We start from the raw sequence: 16,744 nt of genomic DNA, 5'->3' as shown, positions 1-16,744 counted from the left end.
ATGCTGTGCAAGCAGATAACCGCAACAATGCCAACAGGGAAGCTCCCGGAAACAAGCTTTCTGAAGAGGAACGCCAGGCGATTGTTGACGTCTGTAACAGTGATCGCTTTAAAAGCCTTCCACCCAGTCAGATCGTCCCTGTTTTAGCGGATGAAGGTGAGTATCTTGGGTCCGAAAGGACATTCTACCGAGTGTTGCACGAAAGGGGCCAGCAACACCACCGTGGGCGTGCAGCCAAGGCTGGCAACCATAGACCAACGTCGTATTGTGCGACTGGACCGAACCAGGTTTGGTCATGGGATATCACGTTTTTGCGCTCACCAGTGCGTGGACAGTTTTACTATCTGTATCTGGTGATAGACATATACAGCCGTATGATTGTGACTTGGGAAATTCATGAGAATGAGTCTGCCGAGCATGCCTCACAAATGATTACCAAGGCCTGTATTCGCCACGGCATAGCCGCTATGGAAAGACCGCTGGTCCTGCATTCAGATAATGGCAGCGCCATGAAAGGCGGCACCATGCTGTCGACCCTGAAACGGCTGGGCGTGGTCAGCTCATTTAGCCGACCAAGGGTAAGTGATGATAATCCGTTTGCTGAAGCCATCTTCAGAACCCTGAAATACCGGCCCGGTTACCCATGCAAGCCATTTGCAGATGTTGAGGCTGCCCGAAACTGGGTCCATGGTTTTGCGCAGTGGTACAACGAAGATCACCGGCACAGCGGACTTAAATTCCTCACGCCGGGTCAACGGCACCGGGGGGAAACCAAAGCGCTCATGGATAACCGGAAAAAGGTGTATCAATTGGCTAAGCAGCGCCACCCGGAGCGTTGGGGTAAAAGGGCAACCCGTAACTGGGACCTGGAAGATGAAGTCTGGCTGAATCCAGACCGGTCAGTTGCCGGACAGCTAAGGCAAGCTGTGTGAGTTGAGGCGACAACTATGTTGACAAACACCGCAGGTCATCATTCCTGATCAGTAAATAACAGCATCTTTCTGATGGAGGTGAGTGGGCGTTTAGGCAAAAATGCAAAATGACAAGGATAAAATAGGATTCCAGGACGCCTTCAGAGTTCCGGATCCTGAGATAAGGACCCGGATCCGGGAGGCTCAGTTTTTTTCTCTTAACCCATAATTCTTGAACTTGCCCAGAACTACTTCGATTTCTTCATCAGAGAGTGTTGGGATTTTTAGCCCTGTTTGCAGCAAGTTGACGTACAGCTTTGACAAGGTTTCTACTTCTTCTGCCAGCCATATTGCTTTACCCAGAGTTTCTCCGGCAGCGGTCATGCCGTGGTGTTGCATCAGGATTGCATTTCTCTCAGTGAATCCTGTGGCAACATAATCGGACAGTTCAGGGGTGCCATAGGTAGCATAGGGAACACAGGGAATGTCTTTCCCGCCGGCTGCCGCAATCATATAGTGAATCGCTGGAATGCCCTTATTCAAAATGGACAGGGTGGTGCTGAATTGAGCGTGGTTATGCACCACCGCGTTCATGTCCGCCCGAGTCTGATAAATGATCTGATGGAAGCGCCATTCGCTTGAAGGAACTTTGCCATCTTCGTAAGTGCCATCATTGTCAACAAAGACAATATCATTTTCTTCCATCTGATCGTAGGCGATGCCGGAAGGGGTAATCAGCATTCCGTTTTCATAGCGGCAACTGATGTTACCAGCAGTTCCCTGATTCAGACCTGAGCGGTTCATCTCCTGACAGGCTGCAATTATTTTTCCGGACAGATCGTTTCTGATGCTCATGAGTGGTAGCTCCTCGCTGTAATAATGGTCAGGACAACGCCATAGTAATAGCTAATGGTTGCTCTATTGATATGACCGTTTATGACCGAATTAATATAAAATATACGATAGTTTTTTTGTTATCTTCAATAAAAATATTTTCCCGTATGGCTTTTCTGGCTCCACACAGGCCTTCATAGAATAATCATTTCATTAGGTTTTTATTTATCAGCCAGATCATTTTTTGATATAAATCAATGATGACCGGTTATGACCGTTTTAAGATGATGAGCATTGATGAGGTTTTGATGTGAATGATGTGCATAAAGAGCAGCTGGGCAATCGCCTTCGGGATATTGTGAACCGGGTTGATCATTCCGGTTCCATCAGTGTAAAAAACCTGGCGCGGCAATTTGATGTCTCTGTCGAAACCATACGCAGAGATCTGCGGGCACTGGAAGAGAAGGGCTTGTTGCGTCGTCAACATGGTAGTGCAATTTCACTGGCGGGTGATGATGTTGGCCTAGCATTTGGGCAGAGAGCCGATGAGCAGGCGACAGAAAAAAACGCTATTGCGCAGAAAGCTGTGAGCATGGTTCGGGCTGGAGATTCCATCATGCTCGATGCCAGCTCAAGCAGCTGGTACCTGGCAAAAGCGCTGCCTGATATGAAATTAACCGTGATTACTAACTCAATGCGGGTTGCTTTTGAGCTGGTTTCGCGATCAAAGATTAAGACGCTAACCGTCGGTGGAGAGTACTCAGAGAAGTATGGTGCTTTTCTGGGGCCGTTTGCAACAGCACAGGTCGGTCATTTTGGTGCGGAGATTCTGTTTTTTTCCTGCACTGGCTTTCAGGAAGAATCAGGTGCCTGGGAGAGCAACGAAGCTAACGCTGCTATCAAGCAGGCAATGCTCAGATGTGCAGGAAGGAGTGTGTTGTTGTGTGATTCTTCAAAGGTTGGAAAATCTGGTTTGATCCGCCTTTGCAAGACCGACGATCTTGATCGGATTATTAGTGAATAAAAGCTCCAACTTCTTCTATACGACACAAATCATGTGTTGGGAGTAATTATGGCGCAAGACGTTGTTATTGTACTGGATTGTGGAGCTACCAACGTAAGGGCTGTTGCCGTAGACACCGGTGGGCATGTCGTTGCCAAGTCATCCAGAGCCAATGGGACCAGGCCTGCTGCAGAGAATCCATCGTGGCATGTCTGGCCCCTGGAATGCATCTTTGACAAGTTCAGCCTTTGTTGTCGGGAAGTTCTGCAAACAGTGAGCCCCGAACGGGTGAAGGGCATTACAGTCACGACCTTCGGGGTGGATGGCGGGTTGGTCAATACCGCTGGCGAGCTGATTTACCCGGTAATCAGCTGGAAATGTCCACGTACGGTTGTTTCCATGCAGCGACTCATGGAATATTTTGACCCTGATAAAGTGGCGCTGGACTCTGGTGTCGGGCATTTCGCCTTCAATACCCTGAACAAGCTGATCTGGTTCAAAGAGAACCGGCCGGAATTGCTTGCTGATGCTCACGGCTGGATGTTTATCAGTTCGCTATTTACTCACAAACTCACTGGTCGTATGACCAATGATGCCACTATGGCCGGAACTGCCCAGCTTACCGACTTGGAATCACAGACTTTTAACGAAAAGATCCTTTCTGTATTAGGTCTTGATAGCCATTTCTTTCCGGAACTCGTCCAGGCAGGTGAATTGATCGGAGCATTACTGCCGGAACCTGCCGACAAGCTTGGGCTGCCAGCAGGTATTCCAGTCATCTCGGCTGGTCATGATACTCAGTTCGCAGTGTATGGCTCTGGTGCCAGCGAAGGGCAGCCCGTTCTCTCCTCCGGCACGTGGGAAATCCTGATGGCGAGATCCGGAAGTATTGATTCGTTGTCGTCTGATATCTTTGCAGCCGGATTTACCTGTGAATGGGATTCGCATAAGGGCTTCTACAATCCGGGTATTCAGTGGTTGGCTTCGGGTGTACTGGAATGGATTGGCACACAGTTCTATGGAGAACTTGAAGGCTCCAGAAAATACACCTGTATGATCAGTGAGGCTACTGGCGTACCTCCCGGATGTCATGGCGTGAGTTTTAACCCCGACTTTCTGACAGGTCGTGATGGTAAGTCTGATGGGGCTATCAGTGGGCTCACTCTTAACACTAATCGTGGTGTCATTTACCGTGCTGCCCTCGAAGGACTGTGTGTCAAGTTAAAAGCCAGTCTAAAACAACTCGAAGATGTTGGCGGTTTTTCAACGTCTGAATTAATTCTTGTTGGAGGTGGTTCCAAAAACTCACTTTGGAATCAGCTCAAAGCGAATACACTGCAACTGCCTGTTAAGGTGCTGAAAGAGTCAGAAACAACAGTATTAGGTGCTTCTATGTTTGCCATGGCAGGGGCGGGTTTATTTGAGAGCCCTGAAGCGGCTCGAACAGCATTTGATATTCAGTACGATACTATTTTTCCAGACTGTTAATTTTCCAGACTGTTAATTTTCCAGACTGATAGATTTCCGATTGATAAGTGTATTGCAAAGAAACGGTATAGGAGAAAACGACATGCTGAAGGGAATATCGCCATTGATATCACCGGAGCTGTTAAAAGTGATGGCGGAAATGGGGCATGGTGATGAATTACTGATTGCTGATGCACATTTTCCCGGTCACAGCTTGAGTAACCATGTTATCCGGGCTGACGGCATTCCGGCAGAACAACTGTTGAAAGCCATTATTCCCCTGTTTGAACTCGATGCTTATGCGCCGCCACTCATCATGATGAGCCCCACCGAAGGCGATGAACTGGATCCGGGTGTTGAGCGCAGGTATCGAGAGGCACTCTTTGGTGAAGAATCCGGACTTGATATATGTCGCGTAGAGCGTTTTGCATTTTATCAAAGAGCGCAGAAGGCATTCGCTGTAGTAATGAGCGGAGAAGTCGCCAAGTACGGCAATATAATTTTGAAAAAGGGTGCAACACCTGTCCATCAATAGTAGGGGTCGTTCATTATGAGTTTCGCATTAAATATGCCCAGGCTTAGTCTTGCCGGTCCAGGTGCCGTTGCCGATGCGGTAGCACATCTAAAACAGCAACCCGTAAAAAAAGCCCTGATAGTTACGGACAAAACCCTGATGGAACTGGGTGTTCTGAACGGGTTACTGGCCGAACTGGACAAGGCTGGCGTGTCGTCCTATCTGTTCGATGGTGTAACGCCAAACCCGACGGCCAGTCTGGTGCGCAAAGGGGTTGAGATTTATCTGCGTGAAGGTTGTGACTGCTTCATTGCTGTGGGTGGCGGCAGCCCCGTCGATGCGGCAAAAGCGATTCGCATTATGGCCAGCAATGATGGGGATATCTGCGATTACAACGGCATTGGCAAGGTGCAAAATTACGGTGCTTATTTTATTGCCATCAATACGACTGCCGGTACAGCAGCAGAAATGACGTCCAATTCAGTCATTACTGACGAAGATAATAAAGTTAAAATGGTGATCATTGACCCTAAACAAATTCCAGATATTGCCGTAAACGACCCGGAACTGATGGTTGGCCTACCCGCCTCTGTGACCGCAGCGACCGGAATGGATGCGCTGACTCATGCTATCGAAGCATACGTTACTGTTGGAGCGTACACTTTGACCGATCATAGTGCGCTGGAATCCATACGCATTATCAGTCAGTGGTTACCTGTTGCTGTTGAGCAAGGCGAAAATCTGTTAGCACGGGAAAAAATGGCCTGCGCCCAGTTTTTGGCCGGTATGGCTTTCAACAGTGCTGGCCTTGGTTTAGTGCATGCAATGGCGCATCAGCCAGGCGCTACCCATGACCTGCCCCATGGTGTTTGTAATGCTATCTTGTTACCTCATATCTGTGCCTTTAATGCTGCTGAATACCCGGAAAAATTCCGGGCTATTGCTGAAGCCATGGGAGGAGATACGTCACGTCTTAATGATGTGCAGGCTGCCGGATTGGCGGTTTCCCTGATTCAGAAATTGTCGGTGCAGGTTGGCATCCCCTCTGGTTTTGCCGAGCTCGGTGTTGGGGAAGATGCCATTGAGTGCTGGATTGAAACAGCCCTGAATGACCCTTGCTATGGTGGTAACCCCAGAGCAGCTTCTGCAGAAAATGTTCGGGAACTTTACCTGCTGGCTTTCTGACCAGAGTCGATATATTAAATGTGTCGATTAAAACAAAGATCTGCCTTTCATGAGAAGGTGGATCTTTTTTTAGGTGAGTCAGTTATGATTTAGAGAGTGAGTGACTGTCTTTCAATGACATTGGGTTGAATAATATGCAGTTTCCTTTCCGTGTCTTCGTTATTGATCAATTGTTTCATTAGTTTCAGGGCTACTTCTGACAAGGCTGTGGTATCCTGTTTCATGGCAACGACGGGATTCGGGCAAAACTCCAGCATCGGATGGTTGTCGAATGAGCCAATGACCATGCCGGGGTTAACTTCACCAAATGTCTCACGAAGATACTCCATTGCACCTTCAAGAATAGGCAGAGAGACAGTGACAATGCCGAGCGGTGCCCTTCCCAGCCGCTGACACAGTTGCTGCATAATCAGGTAACCGTTAATGCGCTCATTCTTCCCATGAATGATGATTTCGTTATCGGTTAACTTGAAACCATTGTCGCCCAGTCCAACGACCAGCCCTTTTAGTCGCGCCTGAACCGATGGCAGAGAAATACCGGCTCCTAAAAAGAACAGTTCATTGGTCATACCTGCCAGTTTTTTACCAATGTTTACCCCACCTTTAAAGTTGTCTGTAGCAACCGCCGGTAAGTCGGATGTACCAAAATCCCGGTCCAGAACAACAATCGGCTTATTGTTCCGATTGCTACCAATAATCTTTTGGCGATCGGCTGAAGAGGGCGTGACAAACAAACCGTCAATACCTCTTGCCATGAGGTTTTTTATGACATTTTCTTCAGTTTCTTCATCATCACCGCTACAAGCTGTAATCAACTGATAGCCTGCTGCACGACAACCAGCCTCAAGCGTTTCTGTCAGGATAGCGAAGAAGGGGTTGGTAAGACTGGGGATGACCAATCCGATGGTCTGCGTTTGTTTTAGTTTAAGGTTGCGGGCTGTCTGATTAATGACATAGCCATGCTGTTTAATGATGCCCTGAATTTTATCGCGGGTTTTCTCGCTGATCCTGTATTTTTTGTCCTGACCATTAATAACAAGTCTTACAGAAGTGACGGATACTCCTGCCAGACTTGCTATTTCATCAACTGTCTTAGCCATAAGAAGTCACACACTATTTCAATTACCGGGGCAGCTGCGTTAATTCTTGTTAACAAGTAGTCAGTCAGTAGCTTAAATGAAGATCATTATGATGGCTACTACGAGTTAGCAAGTGCTAATACAAAATCCTGAGATGTTGATCTGTATCAATCCTAACAATAATCAACACAGAAGAGCACTTGAATAGATAATTTCTGGTCGCTAAGATTTTAGCTAACTCGTATTAGCCGCGTTCGGAAAAGTAATATGCAGCACCTGTACGTTGGGGTGGATATTGGTTCTGGTAGTGCCAGGGCAGCGTTGTTCACCGCTACCGGGCAACGGTTGGCTCTGGCAGTCAGCCCAATTAAACAGTTTCGTCCGGCACCGGATTTTGTCGAACAATCGTCGTCTGATATCTGGACGCAGGTTTGTAAGGTCGTTAACTCTGTCATACGCGAGTCCGGTGTCAAGCCTGAACAGGTCAAGGGTATTGGCTTTGATGCTACCTGCTCACTGGTTTCGATCGATGGTAATGACCAGCCTGTGAGTGTCTCTCCAACCGGTGCGGATAACCAGAACATTATCATGTGGATGGATCACCGTGCGATGGCTGAAGCGGCTGAGATCAACCAGACAGACAGTGAAGTATTGCAGTATGTCGGTGGTGAAGTCAGCCCGGAAATGGAGCTGCCAAAACTGAAGTGGCTGAAGAATCATCTGCCTGAGCAATACAATCGTGCAGCTAAATTCTTTGATCTGGCCGACTACCTGGTGTATTGCGCCAGTGGTAAAGATATCCGCAGTGTCTGCACAAAAGTATGCAAGTGGACCTACCTGGCCCACAAGAAAAGCTGGGATATCTCTTTGCTTGAACAGCTGGGACTGGGCGATCTGATCACAGGAGAAAAAGTTGGTGATCAGATCGTGGATCTGGGGTCGCCAGCGGGCCAGTTAACCGATGTAGCCGCCGCTGAACTGGGTCTGACCACCAAGACGACTGTTGCTGTGGGTATCATTGACGCACACGCAGGAGGTGTCGGCGTTATTGGTGATAAGCCGGAATCGACTTTGGCGATCATAGGCGGAACGTCTTCATGTCATATGGCGGTCAGCAAAGAGCCTGTTTTTGTCAATGGTGTTTGGGGGCCTTACTGGGGAGCTATGGTGCCAGGCACTTGGCTGAGTGAAGGAGGACAATCTGCTGCTGGCTCCCTGATTGATCATGTCATTAAAGACAGTGCCTTTTATCCTGAACTGATGAAAATGGCTGAAGAACAGGTACGAAGCCATTATGACATTCTGAATGAAGAAGTCATGCGCCTGGAAGATGAAGACCCACACTTTATGGCTAATTTTCATCTGCTGGGTTATCACCACGGTAACCGCTCACCAAGGGCAAATCCACATTTGAAAGGTATGGTGTCCGGCCTTTCAATGAATAAAAACCTGAGTGAACTGGCCCGGGTTTACCTGGCTGCCATTCAGTCGGTGTCTTACGGCACCCGTCATATAATTGAGGCCATGAACAGTGCCGGTCATCAGATTACCCGCATTCATATGTGTGGTGGTGGCACCAAGAATCCGCTGTGGCTCAGAGAGCATGCGAATGTTACCGGTTGTGAGATTGTTCTCGGTGCAGAAGAAGAAGCCGTGCTTCTCGGGTCTGCCATGCTGGCTGCAACCGCCTGCGGGGACTTCTCTGATCTGAAAGCAGCCATGGCAGCCATGTCATCAAAAGGACAGGTCATCAAGCCTGATAACCGCACCAAAGCATTCCACGATGCCAAGTACAGGGTCTTCCATGAGATGTATGAAGACCAGATGAAGTACCAGGCAATGATGAACAATTTTTAATACAAACTTTTTAACACAACCAGCCATAAAAAACAGAAGCCCAAAATATCGGGCTGATCGGGAGTATATTATGACCTCTTTAAAACTCAATCTGCCAGAAACCAGGGTGCGCCAGTCACTCGGTGAAAAAGAAGTGTTTGTTATCGCCAATGGTGATCTGCGCGATACGGCAAACCAAAACTGTTGGGAAGTTCAACGTCATTTCGAGGGTAAACTCGAAGCTGCCCTGAAAGAAAAGTTTGGCTTCAGTGTTCGTCGTGCTCATCCGGTCAAGGAGGATCAGGGTCATGGCTTCATCAGCAACCAGCGTGAAGGTTCTGATGTTATGGCGTCCATTGATCCGGGGGCCCCTCTGATTGTGTTAATGACGGCATGGCAGTACTCGCACCATTTGGCACCGTCACTGGTTCATCATCAGGGTCCGGTATTATTACTGGCTAACTTCGATGGCACCTGGCCCGGCCTGGTGGGAGCCCTGTGTATGGCGGGCACCCTGAATAGCCTGGGACGTGAGCACAGCCGCCTGTGGTCAGAAAGGTTTGATGATGATTTTTTCTATGCGGGTCTGCAATCCTGGCTGGAAAGCGGCAAGATTGAACACGACACCTCTTACCTGAAGGAAGTTACCAAAGACCATTCCGTAATGGCAACTGAAGCAGGAACAATCGGTCAGCAAGTGGGGCAGTATATTCTGGAAAACAAAGAGATCATGGGATTGTTCGACATGTTCTGCATGGGCATGGTGAATGGCGTATTTCCCCAGGAGTCTCTGGCTAAGATCGGCATGCCAATTGAAGCACTGTCCCAGTCTGCATTGCTGTACGAAATGAGTATGGTGTCTCAGGAAGAGCGTGCAGAGTGCCTGCAGTTCTACATTGATCGTGGAATGGACTTCCAGTTTGGCACCGATGGTGCAACAGAGCTGACCCGTGAACAGGTTCTGGAACAATGCGCCATGATGATCGCCATGGCCCGTATCACCGAGCGTTTCGGTCTGACCAGTGTGGGTGTCCAATATCAGCAAGGTTTGAAAGACAGCTGTGCCGCTTCTGATTTTGCCGAAGGCGCTATAGGTTCTTCAGAACGTTTTCCGATCAAAGGTGAAAAAGGCGGCATCATTCGTGAAGGCAAGCCCATCCCCTGTATCAATGAAGTAGACATGGGGACTGCCATCCCTCAAACCATGCTGTTCCGACTACTGGACAGCCTGGGTCTGCCGAGCGAAACGACACTGCACGATATTCGTTGGGGTAGTGAGTTTGAAGGCACTTTCTACTGGGACTTTGAAATTTCCGGCTCGGTTCCTTTTGAGCACATCAAAGGTGGCATTGCGGGTGCCAAAGGCTTCCGTCAGCCTGCCATGTACTTCCCTCTGGGCGGTTCCAGCATTGGTGGTCAGTGTAAGGCCGGCACTTTCATCTGGGCTCGAGCTCATTATGAAGGCACTGACGTTCATATGCATATCGGTACCGGCACAGCTTTCGAACTGCCTCAGGAAGAGTTCCAGCGTCGTTTGGATAACACCACCCGTGAATGGCCTCTGATGAATTGTGTTCTGGATGGTGTTGGTCGTGACGACCTGATGGCGGGTCATCAGAGTAACCACATCTCCGTGGCTTATGTACCTGAGGCAAACCTGAAAGAAGTGGTACAGGCATTTACTGCTCAAGCCCTGACTCAGAACATGCGTGTTCATGTCGCTGGCAATATTGACATCTAATCTCACGGCGTGACAGCGACAGCTGTCACGCACCCTGTCTTCCCTCCCAATAAGAATTCCCTTGACTTATGAATCAGCTGGAACAATTAAAAGCCATTACCAAAGTAGTGGCTGATACTGGCGACATTGAGGCCATTAAACGCTACCAGCCATTGGATGCAACCACCAACCCTTCCCTGATTTTGAAAGCAGCCACTTTGCCTCAATATAATGAGCTGTTAACCGATGCCTTAAAGTGCGCTCGCCATTACTCTGACAGTAAAGCAGATCAGGCTGCCTACGCCTGTGACTATCTGGCTGTTGGCATTGGCAAAGAGATACAGAGTGTCGTTCCCGGCTTTATTTCAACAGAAGTTGATGCCCGACTGTCTTTTGATACAGAGGCAACCGTCGCTAAAGCTCGCGATCTTTTAGCTTTATACCAACAAGCAGGTGCGGACACATCCCGCGTATTAATAAAGATTGCGTCTACCTGGGAAGGAATCAAAGCGGCTGAAATTCTGGAAAGAGAAGGTGTTCGCTGTAATCTGACCCTGTTGTTTAGTTTTGCCCAGGCAAAAGCCTGCGCTGAAGCTGGTGTATACCTTATTTCACCTTTTGTTGGACGTATTCTGGACTGGTACAAAAAGAGTACCGGAAAAGCACACTATTCTCCGGCAGAAGACCCCGGTGTTCTTTCTGTGACGGATATTTACAACTATTACAAACAGCACGATTACAAGACCATCGTGATGGGTGCCAGCTTTCGTAACATTGATGAGATTCGCCAACTGGCGGGGTGTGACTGTCTGACCATTAGTCCGGATCTTCTGGATGAGCTGGAGCAGTGTTTCGCCCCCCTGGAGCAAAAACTCTTTGCAAGCAAACCAGTCCGTGAGATTGACAACGCAGTGCTTGATGAAGCGTCATTCCGCTGGGCGATGAATGAAAACCCAATGGCAACTGAAAAACTGGCAGAAGGTATTCGAAACTTTGCTATTGATCAGGAAAAGCTGGAAACACTCATCGCTCAAAAGCTGTAACTCACAGCCCTACTTAAGCCAACCTGACCTTTTCAGCGTAGGAGGCTGTCCGAGAATAGCGCCCTCCGAGAATAGCGCCCGTAGCGAGGACGGCAGAAAATTGAGGATAAAAATTCGGTTTTGTGAGGTAAATAGCGGGGCTATTTACCGAACAAAAGCGGATTTTTAGACCAATTTGCTGCCGCCGCAGTAGGGCAGTCTATTCTCGGACAGCCTCCTAGTAGGGTCAGCCTTTAAACTCAATACAAAGAAAAATGGCAAACAGAAAGTGTTTGAACAACAAGGTACCAAGTATCGACAGTAGGTCTTGCCGGAAAATGTAACTGCTCGTGTGGCCGTTGAAGCTGTTTTTCAAATGTAATATGCGGGAAAAGAGTTCCGGCACCTGTTTGGCAGGTTTTTTGGTGATCAGATGCTTGTGAAAAATGGTCATGAGTGTGAACAAATGTTGACTTGTATCAGAATTTTGCAAACAAAATTTACCTAATATATCGCTAATACGAATTAGCAAAGACAAAAAATCATCAAATAAACCCCTTTGAGGATTTTAATTGGACATGGTTACTCATAATTCATCTGGATTTAATGGTCTGAATATGTCCCTGAGCAATCTCAGCCTGCTCTCTGACGCGCGCTCAAGAAGTATTTCTGCGGAAAACCCAAACGGTGAACCCGGTAAAGGAGGTATGGGAACCACTGGATTTGCAGAAAGACAAGCAAGTGAACTTGGAGAGGGATGGAAAGTCAACCCTGCCATCAACATAAAACCCGGTGAAACAGCGGTTATCGCAGATGTTAAGGATATGGGTAATATCCAGAGTATGTGGATAACAGGCATGGTTTCCCGTGAGTTAATTATTCGCATTTACTGGGATAATCAGGAGCATCCCTCTGTCGAAGTACCGTTTCCTGATTTCTTTGCTTATGGCTGGTGTGACAATATTGATGAGCTGGTAGGCGGATCTTTTCAACCTCTGGTATCTTTACCGGTTAGCGTATTACCAAAAAATGCGTTCAATTGTTTCTGGAGTATGCCGTTCCGTGAACGTTGTTACATGACTATTGAAAATATTGGTGATCAGGAACGCTGCCTCTACTACCAGATTAATTATCAATTGACAGATATTCCTGAAAATTGTGCTTACTTTCACGCCAGTTTCCGTCGAACAAACCCGGTTCCGTTTAAAGGTGTTCACACCATTATTGATGGTATAGAAGGTGAAGGGCATTACATAGGTACCGCAATGTGCGTTGGCCTCAATGGGGCCGGTGGATGGTGGGGAGAAGGTGAAGTCAAATTTTACATTGATGAAGATGACGAGTTTCCAACCATTTGCGGTACAGGTACTGAAGATTATTTCCTTGGCGCATTTAATTGGGAGGTAGACGACAAATACGCAGCCTATAATTCCCCTTATGGTGGAATGGCCCAGGTTATTGAGCCAGACGGTTTATATAGATCCCAGCCACGATTTTCAATGTATCGCTGGCATATCCAGGACCCAATTCGATTTAAATCAAAATTAAAAGTCACTGTTCAGGATCTTGGTTGGAAAAACTTCAATGCCAAAAAATTTGATCACGTACCTGATCGTAAATACTTGCCAAGACAAGATGATATAGCCACCGTTTCTTTCTGGTATCAAACACTGCCGACGGCAAAATTAAAGCCATTGCCAGACTGGGATGGATTGCAAACTCACTGATCTCACTAAATCCAATGAATAACTTGCAGATTTCTGTAAGTTATTCATTGATCGCTAATAAAAATATTCATATTGCAAGATAAAAACGGAAAAGAGGGAAGTAAAATGGAACAAACTCTCAAAGCTGGTCAGGCCAGCTTGCCAGGTTATACACCTGTCGTGGGGTTAAAAGAAAAAATTGGATACAGTTTAGGTGATACTGCTGGTAACTTCGTTTATCAGTCTGTTTTGCTGTTATTAGGTTTTTATTACACCGAAATTTATGGACTAAGTGCTGCAACAGTAGCAGGTATTTTTCTGTTTGTGCGTATTGTTGACGCAGTCACTGATCCAATAATGGGCGCACTGGTTGACAGAACCAATACCCGTTGGGGTAAATATCGTCCTTATCTGCTGATCTTTTGTGTGCCTTATGCCATTGCCAGCGTTCTGGTATTTACTGTGCCAGATATGGGGGCACAGGCAAAGGTCATTTATGCGTACGTCACTTACTCCGTGCTCATGGTGTTGTTTACAGCAACCAATATTCCTTACGGAGCCATGACGGGTGTTATGACCAGCAATCCGGAAGAGCGAGCTTCGATCAACGCCACACGTTTTATGTTTGCTACCGGTGGCGGTCTGGTAATTACATCGATCGTATTACCCATGACAGAAATACTGGGTGACAGCCCTGCTGATGGTTATCGGTATGCCATGATGATTATGGCGGCTTTGTCGGTTGTTCTGTTCCTGATTTGCTTTTCCACAACAAAAGAGCGCGTCAAGCCGATTAAGGCAGAAAAAACCAGCTTTGTCTCAGACTTGTCTCTTATTTGGAAAAACGATCAGTTCCGCTGGTTGTCGCTGGCTACTTTCGTGATGGTCACCACGCAAACCATCAAAAATACAACGCAGATGTTTTACATCACAATGTATGTTGAGAATGCTGCAGCGATGGTCTCTTTGTTCATGTCTCTTTGGATGTTGGGAGGTATGATCGGTGCCCAAATGGCTACCAAAGTGCTGGACAGGATGTGTAAAAAACAAGCCTATATTACCCTCCTGTTTGCCTGTGCCGCTATGTCTGCAGTTTCATACATTGCAGGTAATAACAATATAGCGGTCATCATGGCTATTCAGTTCTTTGTTGGTTTCTTTAATCAGATGATTGCGCCAATCTGGTTCACCTTTACAGCTGATGCTACTGACTATGGTGAAGTAAAGTTCCGTCGTCGCATTGATGGGCTGGCTGTATCGTTCACTATTTTCTCGCTGAAAGTTGGTTTATCCGTAGGTGGTGCCATTGCAATGGGGCTGCTGGGTAGTTACGGCTACATGAGTGGCGGTGTGGAACAAACACCTGAAGCCATTAACGGCATCCTTACTGTATTCTCAATTGTTCCAGCTATTGGATTCATGCTGACAGCATTGGTGGTTTCTCAATTCAAAATGAATAGCAAAACGATTGCTGAAACTGCCGATGAATTGCAACAAATTCGTGCAAGGGCGGCTTGATAACAACATCATTCAAGCCTGACTGTGACTGTGTGTCTCTTCTCACTGTGGTAGTCAGGCTTGCCAGGTATTTCACAAGAGTGCTCCCGCTCTCGCTTGTCCTTTGTCGCTCCAGGGAAGTTTTGCTCAGTCGACCGTACTCCCCGGTGCGGTGCTCCCTCACAAAATCCCTTACCTTAGAGCGACAAAGTCCCCGGTTTTGGCTTTCTGCGTCGCCCTGCCTCCCTCATCCATGTGGTCGTGCGCGAAACTCGGGGCAGTTTATGAAATATCCGGGTTAACCTTTATCGCTATTGTCAACCCGTCAGAAACAGGCAAGATCATCATATCTACCCGTTCATCTTTGTGGATTTTCTCATTGAGCCGTTTTAAAGCCAATGTGTCATCATCCTTTGCTTCTGCATCAGCCACTCTCCCGCTCCACAGCACGTTATCGATAAGAATCAGCCCACCAGGGCGAATAAGCTGCAGGCATTGTTCGTAATAAACGTCATATCCCGTTTTATCCGCATCAATAAAGGCCATATCAAACTGATTCAGTTCGCCGTTCCTGATCAGTTGGTCCAGGGTTTCAGACGCCGGGGCCAGGTGAAGTTTGATCCGCTCAGAGACGCCGGCTTTTTCCCAGAAGGGTTTGGCTATGTCGGTATACTCACTGCTGATATCACAGGCAATCAGCTCCCCATCATCGGGCAGCGCCAGGGCAACAGAGAGCGCACTGTAACCGGTGAAAACACCAATTTCGATGGTCCTGCGGGCATTGGCCAGTTTTGCCAGCATCGCCATCAGCTGCCCTTGCTCGGCAGAGATTTGCATCATTCGGTAGCGATGGTGGCTGGTCAATTCCCGGAGCTCTTTTAATGCCGGGTGCTCACGCAGACCAACGTTATAAATATATTGATAGAGCGTATTATTGAGTTGCAGGGTTTCAGTGGACATTGGTGGGGGACTCCGTTTAATTCCTGAGAAAAAATAAATCAAAGATATGTTTTTTATTGCTGACTATTAAGTCAGGAATGAAGCTTGGAAATGAGTAGTTTTTATTCATTGTTATCATTCTACTGCAGCAATCGCTTACTCTTAACAACCATATAACATTTTATTCGTTGATACCTTTAATGTGCTATGTAAAAATTTTAAGCTCAGGTCAGCTTAAAAATGTCATTATAACTATTTTTAGAAGTGGCTATATAGCCAGACAAAACAAGAGAGGCGGCCCCTGATTATGGCAACATTACTGTTTTACAATGAGCCGGCATTTCTCAACCGGGAAGTGCATAAGACCCTTAAGTTCAAGGCATCTGACGACTACTCTTTCACCGAAGAGGTAAACTCTGTACCACTGACAGGTATCGAGTTTTTTGAAGCCAGCCGTGATATGCCTGTGCTCTTCAGTAAGGATGAGCAGGGCAACTTTTTCCCCCTTGCCCTGCTTTCGCTGATGGATTCAGGGCATAAGCATCTGGGTGAGGCAGGCAGCTGGAGTGACAGCTATATTCCTGCTTTTATCCGGCGTTATCCTTTCGCCCTGACTGATGAAGGCAGCGTTTGCTTTGATCAGAAAGCCAGTCAGTTTGCTGGTGAAGAAGGTGAAGCACTTTTCAGTGATGACGGTGAAAATACAGAAACATTGAATAACATCATTCAATTTCTTAATAACTATGATCAGCAGTATAAGAATACCCTTGATTATTGTAATGAATTAAAAGCGCTTGATCTGCTGTCTCCGTTCAATCTTCAGATTCTCCTGGAGGAGGATAAGCCCCTAAGACTCGAAGGGTTATTAGTTATTGATGAGAAAAAACTGAATTCCATTCCGGAAGAAAAAGTTAAAAGCTGGTTTGATTCCGGTTGGCTGGCGTGGACCTATGCACACTTACACTCTCTGGGTGCATTAAACCGTCTTGTTAAGCGACAGAAAACAAAACTGTAATATCCATTACCTCTTT

Annotated in this window: 14 protein-coding genes; 11 read left to right on the top strand and 3 right to left on the bottom strand. The window is 47.2% G+C overall.

Annotated features, from left to right (window positions below; translation table 11 throughout):
* Positions 1–932: IS3 family transposase (locus J7439_RS11720; protein ID WP_209201977.1), on the top strand; the 932-nt coding region annotated here is incomplete at its 5' end.
* A 183-nt stretch (positions 933–1,115) separates the two neighbouring features.
* On the opposite strand, the gene J7439_RS11715 is transcribed toward J7439_RS11720, so the two are convergent.
* The gene (locus J7439_RS11715) at positions 1,116–1,766 is read right to left on the bottom strand and encodes an L-fuculose-phosphate aldolase (protein ID WP_209201976.1); all 651 of its coding nucleotides are present in this window, start codon (positions 1,764–1,766) and stop codon (positions 1,116–1,118) included.
* Positions 1,767–2,055: 289 nt separating this feature from the next.
* On the opposite strand from J7439_RS11715, the gene J7439_RS11710 reads away from it, so the two are divergent.
* From J7439_RS11710 to fucO, 4 genes are all read left to right on the top strand, one after another.
* Entirely contained in the window at positions 2,056–2,769 is a 714-nt protein-coding gene (locus tag J7439_RS11710; RefSeq protein ID WP_353623049.1) for a DeoR/GlpR family DNA-binding transcription regulator, read from the top strand.
* A gap of 48 nt (positions 2,770–2,817) precedes the next feature.
* Entirely contained in the window at positions 2,818–4,236 is a 1,419-nt protein-coding gene (gene fucK, locus J7439_RS11705) for an L-fuculokinase (RefSeq protein WP_209201974.1), read from the top strand.
* Positions 4,237–4,318: 82 nt separating this feature from the next.
* Complete coding sequence (gene fucU / locus J7439_RS11700) at positions 4,319–4,750, top strand: L-fucose mutarotase (RefSeq protein ID WP_209201973.1); 432 nt, start codon at positions 4,319–4,321, stop codon at positions 4,748–4,750.
* A 15-nt stretch (positions 4,751–4,765) separates the two neighbouring features.
* Complete coding sequence (gene fucO, locus J7439_RS11695) at positions 4,766–5,914, top strand: lactaldehyde reductase (RefSeq protein ID WP_209201972.1); 1,149 nt, start codon at positions 4,766–4,768, stop codon at positions 5,912–5,914.
* An 89-nt stretch (positions 5,915–6,003) separates the two neighbouring features.
* Here the strand turns inward: fucO and J7439_RS11690 are convergent, their stop codons facing one another.
* Positions 6,004–7,014 carry a LacI family DNA-binding transcriptional regulator gene (locus J7439_RS11690; RefSeq protein ID WP_209201971.1) on the bottom strand — a complete coding sequence of 337 codons (1,011 nt, stop codon included), beginning with the start codon at positions 7,012–7,014 and terminating at the stop codon, positions 6,004–6,006.
* A 246-nt stretch (positions 7,015–7,260) separates the two neighbouring features.
* Here J7439_RS11690 and J7439_RS11685 point away from each other — a divergent pair, with 246 nt between their 5' ends.
* The 5 genes from J7439_RS11685 to J7439_RS11665 all read left to right on the top strand — a co-directional run bounded on the left by J7439_RS11685 (position 7,261) and on the right by J7439_RS11665 (position 14,795).
* On the top strand, positions 7,261–8,850 hold the full coding sequence (locus tag J7439_RS11685) for an FGGY-family carbohydrate kinase (protein ID WP_209201970.1): 1,590 nt from the start codon (positions 7,261–7,263) through the stop codon (positions 8,848–8,850).
* A gap of 70 nt (positions 8,851–8,920) precedes the next feature.
* A complete protein-coding gene (locus J7439_RS11680) occupies positions 8,921–10,570 on the top strand; it encodes a hypothetical protein (protein WP_209201969.1) in 1,650 nt (549 codons plus the stop codon).
* 68 nt (positions 10,571–10,638) lie between these two features.
* A complete protein-coding gene (tal, locus tag J7439_RS11675; protein ID WP_209201968.1) occupies positions 10,639–11,592 on the top strand; it encodes a transaldolase in 954 nt (317 codons plus the stop codon).
* A 557-nt stretch (positions 11,593–12,149) separates the two neighbouring features.
* Entirely contained in the window at positions 12,150–13,298 is a 1,149-nt protein-coding gene (locus J7439_RS11670; RefSeq protein ID WP_286198312.1) for a glycoside hydrolase family 172 protein, read from the top strand.
* Between the two features lie 72 nt (positions 13,299–13,370).
* Positions 13,371–14,795 carry an MFS transporter gene (locus tag J7439_RS11665; RefSeq protein WP_209201966.1) on the top strand — a complete coding sequence of 475 codons (1,425 nt, stop codon included), beginning with the start codon at positions 13,371–13,373 and terminating at the stop codon, positions 14,793–14,795.
* A gap of 261 nt (positions 14,796–15,056) precedes the next feature.
* Here J7439_RS11665 and J7439_RS11660 read toward each other — a convergent pair whose 3' ends face one another.
* The gene (locus J7439_RS11660; RefSeq protein ID WP_209201965.1) at positions 15,057–15,734 is read right to left on the bottom strand and encodes a class I SAM-dependent methyltransferase; all 678 of its coding nucleotides are present in this window, start codon (positions 15,732–15,734) and stop codon (positions 15,057–15,059) included.
* A gap of 286 nt (positions 15,735–16,020) precedes the next feature.
* Between J7439_RS11660 and J7439_RS11655 the strand changes: the two genes are divergently transcribed.
* Positions 16,021–16,728: a SapC family protein gene (locus J7439_RS11655; RefSeq protein ID WP_209201964.1), complete on the top strand. Its 708-nt coding sequence runs from the start codon at positions 16,021–16,023 to the stop codon at positions 16,726–16,728.
* The last annotated feature ends 16 nt before the right edge of the window (positions 16,729–16,744 follow it).

Source organism: Salinisphaera sp. G21_0, assembly GCF_017744115.1.
GTDB lineage: Bacteria > Pseudomonadota > Gammaproteobacteria > Pseudomonadales > Endozoicomonadaceae > Endozoicomonas.
Note: the sequence above shows the minus strand (reverse complement) of the source record. Positions and strands in the feature narration are given on the sequence as shown.